At 53.6% G+C, this 14,337-nt stretch carries 11 protein-coding genes; 1 reads left to right on the top strand and 10 read right to left on the bottom strand.

What is annotated here, in order from left to right; genetic code table 11:
* Positions 1-15: 15 nt before the first annotated feature.
* From mutM to N685_RS0109205, 9 genes are all read right to left on the bottom strand, one after another.
* A complete protein-coding gene (mutM, locus tag N685_RS0109250) occupies positions 16-840 on the bottom strand; it encodes a DNA-formamidopyrimidine glycosylase (RefSeq protein WP_031407730.1) in 825 nt (274 codons plus the stop codon).
* Between the two features lie 190 nt (positions 841-1,030).
* A complete protein-coding gene (gene polA / locus N685_RS0109245) occupies positions 1,031-3,667 on the bottom strand; it encodes a DNA polymerase I (RefSeq protein WP_031407728.1) in 2,637 nt (878 codons plus the stop codon).
* 153 nt (positions 3,668-3,820) lie between these two features.
* Positions 3,821-5,569, bottom strand: coding sequence for a two-component system histidine kinase PnpS (gene pnpS, locus N685_RS0109240; RefSeq protein ID WP_031407726.1), 1,749 nt, complete (start codon positions 5,567-5,569; stop codon positions 3,821-3,823).
* Positions 5,562-6,269 carry a winged helix-turn-helix domain-containing protein gene (locus N685_RS0109235; RefSeq protein ID WP_031407725.1) on the bottom strand — a complete coding sequence of 236 codons (708 nt, stop codon included), beginning with the start codon at positions 6,267-6,269 and terminating at the stop codon, positions 5,562-5,564. The genes pnpS and N685_RS0109235 overlap by 8 nt, the downstream gene beginning before the upstream one ends.
* A 208-nt stretch (positions 6,270-6,477) precedes the next feature.
* The gene (locus tag N685_RS0109225; RefSeq protein ID WP_031407723.1) at positions 6,478-6,945 is read right to left on the bottom strand and encodes a MaoC/PaaZ C-terminal domain-containing protein; all 468 of its coding nucleotides are present in this window, start codon (positions 6,943-6,945) and stop codon (positions 6,478-6,480) included.
* Between the two features lie 84 nt (positions 6,946-7,029).
* The gene (mdh, locus tag N685_RS0109220; protein WP_031407720.1) at positions 7,030-7,968 is read right to left on the bottom strand and encodes a malate dehydrogenase; all 939 of its coding nucleotides are present in this window, start codon (positions 7,966-7,968) and stop codon (positions 7,030-7,032) included.
* A gap of 24 nt (positions 7,969-7,992) precedes the next feature.
* Entirely contained in the window at positions 7,993-9,264 is a 1,272-nt protein-coding gene (icd, locus tag N685_RS0109215) for an NADP-dependent isocitrate dehydrogenase (protein WP_031407718.1), read from the bottom strand.
* Between the two features lie 72 nt (positions 9,265-9,336).
* The gene (gene citZ, locus N685_RS0109210; protein WP_031407716.1) at positions 9,337-10,455 is read right to left on the bottom strand and encodes a citrate synthase; all 1,119 of its coding nucleotides are present in this window, start codon (positions 10,453-10,455) and stop codon (positions 9,337-9,339) included.
* Between the two features lie 291 nt (positions 10,456-10,746).
* A complete protein-coding gene (locus tag N685_RS0109205; protein ID WP_031407714.1) occupies positions 10,747-11,202 on the bottom strand; it encodes a DUF441 domain-containing protein in 456 nt (151 codons plus the stop codon).
* Positions 11,203-11,295: 93 nt separating this feature from the next.
* Between N685_RS0109205 and ytvI the strand changes: the two genes are divergently transcribed.
* Positions 11,296-12,414, top strand: a complete 1,119-nt coding sequence (gene ytvI / locus N685_RS0109200; protein WP_031407712.1) for a sporulation integral membrane protein YtvI — start codon at positions 11,296-11,298, stop codon at positions 12,412-12,414.
* A gap of 140 nt (positions 12,415-12,554) precedes the next feature.
* Here the strand turns inward: ytvI and pyk are convergent, their stop codons facing one another.
* Complete coding sequence (gene pyk, locus N685_RS0109195; RefSeq protein ID WP_031407710.1) at positions 12,555-14,318, bottom strand: pyruvate kinase; 1,764 nt, start codon at positions 14,316-14,318, stop codon at positions 12,555-12,557.
* Positions 14,319-14,337: the final 19 nt, after the last annotated feature.

The raw sequence follows: 14,337 nt of genomic DNA, 5'->3' as shown, positions 1-14,337 counted from the left end.
CTTTTTACGCGCCGCCTAGCGCTGGCAGCGCGGACAATAATGCGTGCCGCGGCCGGCGACGACTATTTTTTCAATCGACGTGCCGCATCGTTTGCACGGCTGGCCTTGGCGGCCATACACGTACAAATGATGTTGAAACGTGCCGGCCTCACCTTGCGTGTTCACGTACGTGCGCACCGTGCTCCCCCCTTTCATGACCGCCTCGCCGATCGTCGCCACCATTTCCTTATGCAGGCGCTCGATCTCTTTGCCGGAGAGCGAGGCGGCTGGCCGTCTGGGAAGAATGCCGGCGCGAAACAGCGATTCGTCGACATAAATGTTGCCGAATCCGGCGACAACCGTCTGGTCAAGGAGCAGCGCCTTGACCGGCCTCTTCGTTGTCATCGCCCGCTCGGCCAATACGGCCGGAGAAAACGCCGGGGAAAGCGGCTCCGGCCCAAGCTCAGCAAGCGGCGGCCGGCGGTCAGCTTCCTCTTTCTCATAAACGTGCATCGTGCCGAACTTGCGCACGTCGCGGTAACGGAGTTCGCTGCCGTCAGCGAAGCGAAACACCACGTGCGTATGCGGTTCGAGCGGCTCCAGAGCAGAAGCGACAGCATAGCGTCCTTCCATGCGCAAATGGGAAATGAGCACATCTCGGTCGAGCAGAAATTTTAAAAATTTTCCTCTCCGCTCCACACCGCGCACCGTCTGTCCGATCATTCTGGCCGCGAACACCTTGGGGTCTTGTGGATGGCGGATGATGTTGGGCCAAAAGATGCGCACATCCTCAATCGTTTTGCCGACCACAAGCGGCAAAAGCGTCCGGCGGATCGTTTCCACTTCCGGCAATTCCGGCATGATTCCCCCTCCTTTCCTTCCTTTGCATCGCTTCAGCCGATGCTTTCGCATGGACGCCGGTCCAGCCAACGTGAGAAAGATTTTTCATGAGGCGGCGGCCGTTTCGCGCCCATTCATCGGCCCTCGGCCGCGAATCGTCGCCTTGAAAGATTCTTCACGGAGTGCCAGCGTTTCATGCCAAGGACTCTTTTTATTTCGCGTCATACCACGTCGGCCCGTAATGGTAGTCGACTTTGAGCGGCACGCGAAGCGCAACGGCTTGCTCCATCACCTCGGGAACGAGCCGGCACAGTCGTTCGATCTCTTCTTTCGGCGCTTCCAAAATGAGCTCGTCATGCACTTGCAGCAAAAGGCGCGCTTGCAGCCGCTCTTCCTTCAGCCTCGCGTGCAAATCGATCATCGCCTTTTTGATAATGTCAGCCGCGCTTCCTTGAATCGGCGTGTTCATCGCCGTCCGCTCGGCAAAGCTGCGGACATTGAAGTTGCGGCTTGTAATATCCGGCAAATAGCGGCGCCGGTGCAACAACGTCGTCACATACCCTTTTTGTTTCGCTTCTTGCACAATATGTTCCATATACCGCTTCACCCCAGGGAAGCTTTCGAAATAGCGCTCGATGAAGTGGGCCGCTTCTTTGCGCGAAATATTTAAGTTTTGCGCCAAGCCGTAATCGCTGATCCCGTAAACGATGCCGAAGTTGACTGCTTTTGCCTGGCGGCGCATATTGGGCGTCACCTCATTCTCGCTTACATGGAAAATGTCCATCGCGGTTTTCGTATGAATGTCCAAATCGCGGCGGAACGCTTCTATTAAATTGTCATCTTCGGCAATATGGGCGAGAACGCGCAACTCAATTTGCGAGTAGTCAGCGGCGAAAATAAGCCAATCCGGCTCCGACGGCACGAACGCTTGGCGGATTTTCCGTCCTTCCTCAAGCCGAATCGGAATGTTTTGCAAGTTCGGCTCCGTCGAGCTGAGCCGCCCGGTCTGCGTCAGCGCCTGGTTGAAAATCGTATGCACCTTCTTTGTATCGGGGCGCACGACTTTCAACAACCCTTCAATGTACGTCGATTGCAGTTTGCCAAGCTGGCGGTAATGCAAAATGTTTTCGACAATTTCATGATACGGCGCCAATTTTTCCAGCACGTCCGCCGAAGTGGAGTAGCCGGTTTTCGTTTTTTTCAACACCGGCAGCTGCAGTTTTTCAAATAAAATGACGCCGAGCTGTTTCGGAGAATTGATGTTGAACTCCTGGCCGGCGAGCTCATAAATGCGCTGCTCGACCGTGCGCAGCTGCTCGGCGAGCTCTTCTCCCATCTGTTCGAGCCGCTTCGTGTCCACTTTCACCCCGGCAAATTCCATTTCCGCCAAAATTGAAGACAACGGCTGCTCGAGCTCGACAAGCAACCCATCTTGTTCATTGCGGCGCAGCTCATCCAAAAACAGCCGTTCGAGCGACCAAATCGCCTCCGCCTTGCGAACGAGATGCTCGGCGAGCACTGACTCATCCGGCACGACCCGCTTCGCCCCTTTGCCATACACCGCTTCATCCGGCCGCACCGCTACGTATTGTTTCATTTTTGCTGCGGCAGCCACGTCATCAGCACCTTGGGCCGGATCAAGCAAATAGGCGGCCAGCAATAAATCAAAGGAAACGCCGCATAGCTCAATTCCTTTCCATTTTAAGGCGACTGCCGCGCGCTTTGAGTCAAACATACTTTTTTTCTTCGTTTCATCGCCAAGCCAAGCCACAAACTGCGGATCAGAAAGCGCCGCCTCCGGGCGCAGGAAAAACCGTCCATGTTCATTGACGAGAGCGATGCCGACGATCGGCGCATCATGATAATTTTCCTCGACCACCTCAACGACAAGCGCCGCCTTGTCGGCAAGCATCTCCTCTGTTACGCGATCGGCCATCGCGAAGGCCATCTCCGCGAGTGGTTTTTCCTCTTCTGATGATGGCAAATCCATTTTCTCTAAAAATGATTGAAACCCAAGCTCTTTAAATAACGCGATCACTTTCTCCCGGTCTTCGCCTTGATAGGCAATGTCATCAAGCGAGAGCTCGACCGGGGCGTCGCGGCGAATGACGGCGAGCTTTTTGCTTAACAGCGCCATCTCGCGGTGTTGGCGCAGCGTTTCTTTCAACTTTTCGCCTTTGATCTCATCAATGGAGGCGAGCACGTTTTCAACCGTGCCGAATTGCCTGAGCAACTTGACCGCCGTTTTTTCCCCGATGCCCGGCACCCCAGGAATATTGTCCGACTTGTCGCCCATCAATCCTTTCAAATCGACGATTTGCTCCGGGGTTAAGCCATATTTTTCGCGGACCGTCTCCGGCGTGTACGATTCAATATCGGTAATCCCTTTTTTCGTAATGTCCACCGTCACATGGGGGGAAGCGAGCTGGGTCAGGTCGCGGTCGCCGGAAATGACTTTCACCTCAAACCCTTCCTGCTCGGCGCGGACGGCGAGCGTCCCAATAATATCGTCCGCTTCGTAGAGGTCAAGTTCATAGGCGGGGATGCGATACGCCCTCAGCAGCTCGCGCAACAGCGGGAACTGTTCCGACAGTTCCGGCGGCGTCTGTTGCCGCCCGCCTTTATAAGCTTGAAACGTTTCATGCCGAAACGTCGTTTTCCCCGCGTCAAACGCGACAAGCATATGGGTCGGCTCTTCTTCCGCCAAAATTTTATTCAACATCATCGTAAATCCGTAGACGGCGTTCGTATGGATGCCTTTGTCGTTATGCAGCAGCGGCAAAGCGAAAAACGCGCGGTACGCCACGCTATTGCCATCGATTAAAACCAACTTTTTTTTCAATCTCATCCCTCCTCGGATGCTTCCTTGTCCTATTGTACCATGCCCGCCCCCTGTCTTGAACGCTCACCCATCACGATGAGCGGTGCCCATTCACTCCCCACTGACATTCCCGCTGAAAAGCGGGGTTTCTCGGTCGGAGAGGATAAAAAAAGAGGCCGGCTACCGCCCCGGCTTTGGAAAATGAATGGTAAACACGGTGCCACGCCCCACTTGGCTCGCTACGGTAATATATCCGTGGTGAGCCTCAACCAAATGTTTCACAATCGCAAGGCCCAACCCCGTTCCGCCGGAATCGCGGCTGCGCGCCTTGTCGACGCGGTAAAAACGTTCAAAAATGCGCGGGATTTCCTTTTCCTCAATGCCGATGCCGGTGTCTTTCACATAGATCCGCACTTCTTTCTCTGCCTCTTCCGCCTCGACGGCAACCCTCCCCCGCTCCGGCGTATACGTAATGGCGTTGGCGAGCAAGTTCAGCAAAATTTGCTTCATCCGATTTCTGTCACCGCGGATGACAAGCCCGGGTGGCGATGCGATATGCAAATCAATTTGTTTTTCCGCCGCTTTTTGGCGAAACACAGCAGCTGCTTCGGCGATGACTTGAGCGATATCCACGTCTTCGAGTTGCAGCTGAAACCCGTGTTGCTCGATTTTCGACAAGTCCAACAGTTCCTCAACGAGCGTTTGCAGCCGTTCGCTTTCTTTTAAGATGATGGTCAAAAAATGTTCGAGCGCCTCTTCATCCTTCATAGCGCCATCCAATAACGTTTCGGCGAATCCTTTAATGGACGTCACCGGCGTTTTCAATTCGTGCGACACGTTGGCGACAAAGTCTTTGCGGATTTGCTCGAGCCGCTTCAGCTCCGTAATATCGTGAAACACGACGACAATCCCTGTCCATTCGGCGTTCGTGCCGATGATCGGGGCCCCGTATACATCGAAATGTTTCCCCTCGATGCCAACCGTCAGCCGCATATGCTGACGCATCGTCGTTTCGGTGATGAAAATATCGTCGATAAACCGGACGATGTCACGGTGCGGCAGCACATCGGCATACGGACGGTACAAACAATCCGACGGATCGATATGAAACTGAGTCTGGAACGCCCGATTGATGAGAGAAATATGTCCGCGGTGGTCAATAAACAGCAGGCCGCTGCCGACGTTTTCAATGAGCGTATGAAGCCGATCGGTCTGAATTTCGCGCGCCCTGCTCATCTCCTGCAAATGGCGAGCCAGTCGGTTGATCGAACGCACAAGCATACCAGCCTCGTTATATTCACCATCAGGCACACGGGCGGCGTAATTGCCTTTTTCCAGCTCAAACGCCACTTTCGTCGCTTCTTCAATCGGCTTCATATATTGATTAGCGATTTTCCAGACAAGGGCGATGATGACAACGAGCGCCATTCCGAGGCTGCTCGTGAGCACACCCCAAATTTGCTCGTTTACTTTTTGAAGTGAGCTCGTCGGTGTGCTTAAAACGACGTACCCGCTCCGTTCACCGCGCTCGTACGGGACGATGTAGTAATAGACGTCGTTTGTTTTTTCAATTACGGAAAAGCGAGGAAACTGCTTTTTGCGCAAAATCGCCCGGACGATGCGCTCATGGTCTTTGTCGCTGATCGTTGCGACGCGACCGCTGTCAAACCTCACCCGTTCTTCTTTATCGAGCACGGTGATGCGGGACGACAGCTCATTCCCCATTTCCTGCAAATCGGCGCGGATTTGCTCGAGCGGTTCATTTTCAAGCAAAATCGCAAGCGCTTGGGCCTCTTTTTCCATACGCTTGTTCATCGTCTCGGTGTAAAAGTCTTTCAGCAATTGCCCAAGCAAAAGCCCGAGGGCAATCAACACCGTAGCAATGAGCGTCACAAGCCAAAACAAAAGGCGAGTGCGGAAGCTATTCATGCCGCTTCGGTTCCTCCAATTTGTAACCAAGGCCGCGCACCGTTTTAATATATATCGGTTTTCTCGTATCGGTTTCAATCTTCTCACGCAAGTGACTGATATGGACATCGACAATGCGTGTATCGCCGACAAACTCATAGTTCCATACAGCGCTGAGCAACTGGTCGCGTGTCAACACCCGCCCTTTATGGCGAGCCAAATAAAGGAGCAGCTCAAACTCTTTCGGTGTCAGCTCAAGCGGCTTGCCTCCTATGGTCGCCTCATAGCGATCTGGAAAAATTTCCAGCTCACCAACAACAAGTCGCTCACTCGATTCAGCCGCCGGCTGAACGAGCTCCGTGCGGCGCAAAATCGCCTTCACGCGCGCAATGACTTCGCGCGGGCTGAACGGCTTCGTCATATAATCGTCAGCGCCAAGCTCAAGGCCAAGCACTTTGTCAAATTCATCATCTCGAGCCGTCAACATTAAAATCGGCGTCATGATTTGCTGCTGGCGAAGCCGCTTGCATACATCCACGCCGTCAAGCTTCGGCAGCATCAAATCCAAAATGATGAGCGCCGGCTGTTCGGACGCCACTTTCGCAAGCGCCTCTTCCCCATCGTGAGCGGTCACGACATGAAATCCGGCTTTCTCCAAATTGTACGACAACAGAGTCACGATTGGCTGTTCGTCATCGACAACTAAAATTTTTCGTCCCATGCCGCTCCTCCATCCCAATCAATGGTTTCTGCCTTTATGATACCACAATTGACGCTTTGATTCGGACAAAAAAGAAAAAAAGGGAGTTTTCCTGCAGACCGGTCACCCGCGGAAAACTGACCCTCGCGTTTTGTTGGCTTCTTTTGGCGGAAAACGGCACGAAACTTCCCCTTTGTTTCGAAGTGAAGAACTTCTTTCGGAAATGACGTTAAAAGTTCTCGAACACACGCCCGTCTAGGCGCGGGAGGGTATGCGGCGGACAAACGGACAACGCCCCTTCCAACACCGTCTCTGCGCCGCGCGTCGCCATGACGGACAACGTCACGCAATGACCCGCCTCATCGACATCGGCGACTTCGAGCAAAAATTCGAGCGTTTCATAATGATACACTGGCCGGAGAAAGCGAATGTCCTGCCGTGTAATATAGCTGCCCGGACCTGGCAAATATTTAGAAACCGCCGACGTGATCATCCCCGTCAACATGACCGGCGGAACGACTGGTTTTCCAAACGGCGTCTGTGAAGCATAATCGTGCTGAATGTAAAGCGGATTGGCGTCATCGGTCAGTCCAAGATAAAGAAGCAAATCTTTGTCTTCGATGGCGGCTTGGAACACGAGCTTTTCCCCCGCTTGAATTTCCCCGATCCTTCTTCCGATTTTTCGTTTTTTCAACATGTTCCCACCCCTTTGCTTTCTAGAAAGCGCTTTCATTGACTGTGGGCAAAAACCCGGGACAATGCCCGAATTTTTGCCCTGCTGCTATTCCAGCATACGCATGACATTTTTGACGGATTCGACGGATTTAGCGAGCGCCGCTTTTTCCTCTTCGGTCAGCTCGAGTTCGATCACTTTCTCGATGCCGTTGCCGCCAAGGATCGTCGGCACACCCAAATAAATGCCGTCATAGCCGTATTCGCCTTCAAGGTAGGCGATGGCCGGCAAAATGCGGCGCTGGTCTTTCACAATCGCTTCGACCATTTCGGCAAGCGACGCAGCCGGTGCATAGTAGGCGCTGCCGTTGCCGAGCAGGTTGACGATTTCACCGCCGCCTTTGCGCGTCCGCTCAACGATGGCGTCCAAACGATCTTTCGGAATGAGTTTTTCAAGCGGGATGCCGCCGGCGTACGAATAGCGGACGAGCGGCACCATGTCGTCGCCATGGCCGCCGAGCACAAACCCGGTGACATCCTTCACCGAAATGTTCAGCTCCTGGGCGACGAACGTACGGAAGCGCGCCGTATCGAGAACGCCTGACTGCCCAATGACGCGGTTTTTCGGAAACCCGGACTCTTTAAACACCGTGTATGTCATGGCATCAACCGGGTTCGTCAAGACAATGATGTAGCAGTTCGGCGAGTATTTGACGACTTCTTTCGTCACTTGCTTCATAATTTTCTGGTTCGTCGTCACCAAATCGTCGCGGCTCATTCCCGGTTTGCGGGCGATGCCAGCTGTGATGACGACGATGTCCGAATCGGCTGTGTCAGCGTAATCCGATGTGCCAACGATGTTCGCGTCAAACCCAAGCACCGGGCTCGACTCCAGCATGTCGAGCGCCTTTCCTTTCGTTGGGTTTTCGAGCTGCGGAATGTCAACCAACACGACGTCGCCAAGCTCTTTTTGCGCCAACAGGAATGCCGTCGTCGCCCCCGTGAATCCGGCGCCGATCACCGAGATTTTTTTCCGTTTCATCGCCATCGTTTTGCCATTCCCTTCGTTAAATTAGTCCATGTTGCGGATGAGCGCATCAGCAAATTCGGAGCATTTCACTTCCGTCGCCCCTTCCATCAGGCGGGCGAAGTCATAGGTGACGATTTTCGCGGCGATCGTTTTCTCCATGGCTTTGATGATCAATTTCGCCGCCTCGTTCCAGCCGAGATGCTCAAACATCATGACGCCCGAGAGAATGACGGAGGACGGATTGACTTTGTCAAGCCCTGCGTATTTCGGCGCCGTGCCGTGCGTCGCTTCGAAAATGGCGTGGCCAGTTTCATAGTTGATGTTGGCCCCCGGCGCGATGCCAATGCCGCCGACTTGAGCCGCGAGCGCGTCGGAAATGTAGTCACCGTTTAAGTTCATCGTCGCGATGACGTCAAATTCGCGCGGACGCGTCAAAATTTGTTGCAGGAAGATGTCGGCGATGACGTCTTTGATAATGATTTTGCCGGACGCTTCCGCATCAGCAAGCGCTTTGTTCGCCGCTTCTTTTCCTTCCGACTCGACGATGCGGTCGTATTGCGCCCACGTGAACACTTTGTCGGCGAATTCTTCCTCCGCCAATTCATAACCCCAGTTTTTAAACGCGCCTTCAGTGAATTTCATAATATTCCCTTTATGAACGAGCGTCACCGACTTGCGGCCGTGTTCGATCGCGTAGTTGATCGCCGCGCGCACAAGCCGTTTCGTCCCTTGTTCGGAAATCGGCTTAATGCCGATGCCGGACGTTTCCGGGAAGCGGATTTTGCGCACGCCCATTTCGTTTTGCAAAAAGTCGATGACTTTTTTCACTTCCGGCGTCCCTTTGGCATATTCAATGCCGGCGTAAATGTCTTCCGTATTTTCCCGGAAAATGACCATATCGGTGTCTTCCGGGCGTTTCACTGGCGACGGAACGCCTGGAAAGTAGCGGACCGGGCGCAGGCAGACAAACAGGTCGAGCTCTTGGCGAAGCGCGACGTTCAGCGAGCGGATGCCTCCGCCAACCGGCGTCGTCAGCGGCCCTTTAATGGCGATTATGTATTCGCGGATCGTCTCGAGCGTTTCATCCGGAAGCCAGTTGCCCGTCAGCTTGTATGCTTTCTCGCCGGCGAGCACTTCCTTCCAGACGATTTTTTTCTCGCCTTTGTATGCTTTTTCCACTGCTGCTTCGAGCACGCGCGAAGCGGCCGCCCAGATGTCCGGGCCGGTTCCATCCCCCTCGATAAACGGGATGATCGGGTTGTTCGGAACGTTGAGCACACCATTTTGGACTGTAATTTTTTCTCCTTGCGTCACGAGCAAAACCCCCAATGCCATTTTTTTATAAAAAGGCGTGAAGGCACGCCTTCACCGCCTTGTCCACGTGTTTTAGCCGCGCTCGTCGATCGGCACGTACACCCGTTTGCCCGGGCCGGTGTACTCGGCGCGCGGACGGATGAGACGGTTGTTGTCATATTGCTCTAAAATGTGGGCCAACCATCCAGACGTGCGGCTGACGGCAAAAATCGGCGTAAACAAATCATGATCGATTCCTAAACAATGGTAAACCGAGGCGGAATAAAAGTCAACGTTCGGCGGCAACGCTTTTTCCGATGTGACGATTTCTTCAATCTTCGTCGACATTTCATACCAATGCGGCTCGCCGACGAGCTTCGTCAGTTTTTCCGACATTTTTTTCAAATGTTTGGCGCGCGGGTCGCCTTTTCGGTAAACGCGGTGGCCGAAGCCCATAATTTTTTCTTTGTTGGCCAGCTTGGCGCGGATGTATGGCTCGACGTTGTCGACGGTGCCGATTTCCTTCAACATTTTCATCACCGCTTCGTTCGCCCCACCGTGAAGCGGCCCTTTCAAGGCGCCGATCGCCGCGGTGATGCCAGAATACATATCGGACAGCGTGGCGACGCAGACGCGCGCTGTGAATGTCGACGCGTTCAACTCGTGGTCGGCATGCAGCACGAGCGCCTTGTTGAACGCTTCCACAGCAATGGGATCTGGTTCTTTGCCGGTCAGCATGTACAAGAAATTGGCAGCAAAGCTCAAATCTTTGCGCGGCGCAACCGGTTCCAGCCCTTTGCGCACGCGGGCGAAGGCGGTGACGATCGTCGGGATTTTCGCCTGCAGCCGAATCGCTTTCCGATAGTTCGCCTCTTTCGTCATGACATCCGCCTCTTCGTCATACAAGCCGAGAAGCGATACCGCGGTGCGCAAAGCCGCCATCGGATGCACTTTGTCAATGGGATACAGCTTGAAATGTTCAATGATTTCGTTTGGAATTTCAGCGTTTTCCGCTAATTGCTGCTTTAATTCCTCAAGCTGCTCTTTCGTCGGCAGTTCGCGATGCCAAAGCAAATAAACGACTTCTTCGAAGGAAGCGTTTTCGGCTAAATCATCAATGTCATAGCCAACATACGTCAACGTGTCATCGATGATCGAACTGATGCTTGACGTCGTGGCCACGACTCCTTCTAAACCACGGGTTACTGTCATGTTCAATCTCCCCTTCTTTTCATAAGTTCCGGCCATGATGACGAATGGCCGGTGAGCGCCTGCTCGAAATGGAGGCAAAAACAAACGCGCGCGAAAGTGCTTACATGGCGCCGGCGACAACCGCTCCGTTGCAACAGCTGCACAATGCTTGGCCGAAAACTCACTCTCGTTCATTATTATAAACAATTATCAGACTTTTGTCAGCTGTCACACGTCAAAAGAAATGATGATCAGGAACAAAATGGAAATCCATTCGTTTCAAAACAGAGGATCCGACGCACCGCCTGATGATCAAAAATATTCTATCATTTTGATGACCGTATAGGCAATGCCGGCGCCGATCAAGGGCCCAACCGCCACCCCGTGAAACAAGGATACGGCAATGATGGTGCCGAACACAAGCGCTGCCGTCATATGGGGGTCATTGGCCAGCATCTCCACCCCCTCTTTGGCGATCAAGGCGACGAAAACGCCGGATAAAAGAGCGACCCAGGCCGACAACGACTGCAGAGAGCTGACAAGCTGCTTAAAGCCGATCTCCCCCGAAGCGATGGGAGCGAGCACAGCGATCGTAATGACCGTCACCCCCCAATGGATGCCTTTCGCTTGAATGATTGGCAGCATTTTTTGATCCAACCCCGTGAATTTGACGGCCAGTAGCACAGCGACCGCCACAATAAGCGATTCGTTTTTCGCCAGAAAACCGAGTGCGAGCAACAAAAGCAAAAACCATACCGGTTCGTTCACGCTCGTCCATCCTTTCCTATGAAACTTGTCTTTTTGCTTCCCCGTAAGAAAACGTGTAATATATCAATATGGAACATCGTTGGAGGTGAAACATTGTCCCGAATATACGCTGAGCGTCTTTTGCGCTTTTTTCTCGTCGTCGCCGCTCTAGTCCTTGGCATCATCGCCGCATACTACATTTCGACCGTAACGTATCCGTTCATCATCGCCTTTTTCATCGCGATGATCATCAACCCGCTCGTCGATGTTTTGGAACGGAAGGCGAAAATGCCGCGGTGGCTCGCAGTCAGCGTCACGCTCATCATTTTGTTTGCCGCAGTCGCCGGTTTGGTCACGCTTCTCGTTGCTGAAATTGTTTCGGGAACGCAATATTTAGCCAACGTCGTGCCAGAAAAATTTCAAACATTGATCACATACATGGAGACGTTCGTCGCCGACCAAATCATCCCGATTTACAAAGATTTGGCCGGGATGTTTAAAAGTTTAAGCGCCGCCCAACAGGATACGATTATGCAAAATATTCAAGCCGTCGGAAAAAAAATTGGAACGACGGTTGGCGAATTTGTCCAGAGCATCCTGCAAAACATTCCGCAGCTCCTCGCTTGGCTGCCGAATGCCGCGACCGTATTTATTTTTTCGCTGCTGGCGACGTTTTTCATCAGCAAAGACTGGCACCGCTTAATGCGCATGGCCCAGCAATGGCTACCGGCGAAAGCTCGCACAAGTGGAAAAACGGTGTTTCTCGACTTAAAGCGGGCGCTGTTTGGCTTTATCAAAGCGCAGGCGACGCTCATTTCGATTACGACCGTCATCGTGCTGATCGGCCTGCTGATTTTGCGCGTTGATTACGCGATTACGATCGCGTTGATCATCGGGTTCGTCGATCTTTTGCCATATTTGGGAACGGGGATTGTATTTGTTCCTTGGATCATTTACGCGGCTGTGAGCGGCAACATTCCGTTTGCGATTGGGCTTGGCGTGCTGTATATCGTTGTCCTCGTCCAACGGCAAATCATGGAGCCAAAAGTGCTTTCTTCAACGATCGGCCTCGACCCGCTCGCCACGCTCATCGCCTTGTTCGTCGGTTTCAAGCTGCTCGGTTTTCTCGGCTTGATTGCCGGTCCTGTCACGCTTGTCATCATCCGCACGCTCCATAGCGCCAATGTGTTTCGCGATCTTTGGCGCTTTATTATCGGCAAACCGACCGCGTAATCGAAGGGAGCTGTCTCAAAAGCTCGGCTTTCTCTCAATGGATATCGATCGTTTAATAAAAGTGCTTAATGCATATATATGGCGATACGAAAGGGTGTCCCGCTGCTTTTTGGGACACCCTTTTTTTGCTGCATCGTCCGTTACAACACGCTTGCATGGCCGCGGTAAACGGCGCCAAAGCCGCCATCAACCGTGATCTCTTGCCCATCTTTAAACAAGTTGGTGGCATTTTCCACCCCGACGACGACTGGAATGCCAAGGCTTAAGCCGACGACCGCCGCATGGCTCGTCAATCCGCCTTCCTCGGTGATGATCGCCGCCGCTTTTTCGAGCGCCGGCATCATATCAGCATCGGTGCTGATGGTGACTAAAATGCCACCTTCTACCATTTTTCGGCATGCCTCTTCTGCCGTTTTGGCAACGACCGCCTTGCCGAACGCCGACTTGCGGCCGATGCCTTGCCCTTTGGCAAGCAAGTCGCTGATGACGTGCACTTTCATTAAGTTGGTCGATCCTGTTTCGCCGACCGGCACGCCGGCGGTGATGACGACCAAGTCGCCGTGCTTGACCAAGCCGGAGCGCACCGCTGCGTCGACCGCCACATCGAGCATTTCATCGGTTGTATTGACATGCGGGGCTTCTTTCGTATACACGCCCCAAATGAGCGCCAAGCGGCGCGATACTGCTTCGTTCGATGTCACGGCGATGATCGGTGCTTTCGGGCGGTATTTCGCCACCATCTGCGGTGTTTTCCCGCTCACCGTCGGTGTCACGATGGCCGCCACATCCAAATTGAGCGCCGTGTGAGCGACCGATTGGCCGATGGCATCGGTGATCGTCGTTCGGCTCTCTTTCGTGCGCTGGGACAAAATGTCCCGATGCTCCAACGCCTGCTCGGTGCGGAGGGCAATTTGGTGCATCGTTTTTACCGCTTCGACCGGATACTGGCCGGCTGCCGTTTCCCCGGAAAGCATGACGGCGTCCGTGCCGTCAAAAATGGCGTTGGCGACATCGCTTGCCTCCGCCCGCGTCGGCCGCGGATTTCGCTGCATCGAATCAAGCATTTGCGTCGCCGTGATGACCGGCTTGCCAAGCATGTTGCACTTTTTAATAAGCATTTTTTGAATGAGCGGCACTTCCTCAGCGGGAATCTCCACGCCAAGGTCACCGCGCGCCACCATGAGGCCGTCGGCGGCTTCCAAAATTTCATCGATGTTGGCGACGCCTTCTTCATTTTCAATTTTCGCGATGATTTGGATGTGCAAGGCGTCATTGGCCTCGAGCAGCTCACGGATTTCGAGCACATCAGACGCCCGACGCACAAACGAGGCAGCGATGAAGTCGATGCCTTGGCGGATGCCAAACAAAATATCCGCTCGATCTTTCTCGGTGATGCCCGGCAAATTGACACGCACGCCCGGAACATTGACTCCTTTTTTGTTTTTGAGCACGCCGCTGTTGAGCACGGTCGTGACAATTTCCCCAGCTTGCTTGTCGACCGCGTTGACTTCAAGGCCGATCAGTCCATCGTCGAGCAAAATTTTCGAACCAACGGACACATCATCAATCAGCCCCGGATAGGTGACCGAGATTTTTTCCGGCGTGCCAAGCACTTCGCTCACCGAAATGATGAGCTTGGCCCCCTCCTTCAGTTCGATGGCGCCGTTCTCCATATTGTGCGTGCGGATTTCCGGTCCTTTCGTATCGAGCAAAATGGCAACCGTTTGGCCCGTTCGCCGCGCCGCCTCGCGAATGTTGGCGATGCGCCGCCCGTGTTCCTCGTGATCGCCATGCGAAAAGTTGAGGCGCGCCACGTTCATCCCCGCTTCGATCAATTGCACGAGCTTGTCTACGCTCTCGCTTGCCGGCCCGATCGTACAGACGATTTTCGTTTTCCGCTTCATCACTTCTTCTTCCTTTCCC

This window comes from Geobacillus vulcani PSS1, assembly GCF_000733845.1.
Classification (GTDB): domain Bacteria; phylum Bacillota; class Bacilli; order Bacillales; family Anoxybacillaceae; genus Geobacillus; species Geobacillus vulcani.
Note: the sequence above shows the minus strand (reverse complement) of the source record. Positions and strands in the feature narration are given on the sequence as shown.

Coding starts and splice junctions, on each gene's coding strand:
- mutM (WP_031407730.1), bottom strand. CDS start 840: ATGCCGGAATTGCCGGAAGTGGAAACGATCCGCCGGACGCTTTTGCCG.
- polA (WP_031407728.1), bottom strand. CDS start 3,667: ATGAGATTGAAAAAAAAGTTGGTTTTAATCGATGGCAATAGCGTGGCG.
- pnpS (WP_031407726.1), bottom strand. CDS start 5,569: ATGAATAGCTTCCGCACTCGCCTTTTGTTTTGGCTTGTGACGCTCATT.
- N685_RS0109235 (WP_031407725.1), bottom strand. CDS start 6,269: ATGGGACGAAAAATTTTAGTTGTCGATGACGAACAGCCAATCGTGACT.
- N685_RS0109225 (WP_031407723.1), bottom strand. CDS start 6,945: ATGTTGAAAAAACGAAAAATCGGAAGAAGGATCGGGGAAATTCAAGCG.
- mdh (WP_031407720.1), bottom strand. CDS start 7,968: ATGGCGATGAAACGGAAAAAAATCTCGGTGATCGGCGCCGGATTCACG.
- citZ (WP_031407716.1), bottom strand. CDS start 10,455: ATGACAGTAACCCGTGGTTTAGAAGGAGTCGTGGCCACGACGTCAAGC.
- pyk (WP_031407710.1), bottom strand. CDS start 14,318: ATGAAGCGGAAAACGAAAATCGTCTGTACGATCGGGCCGGCAAGCGAG.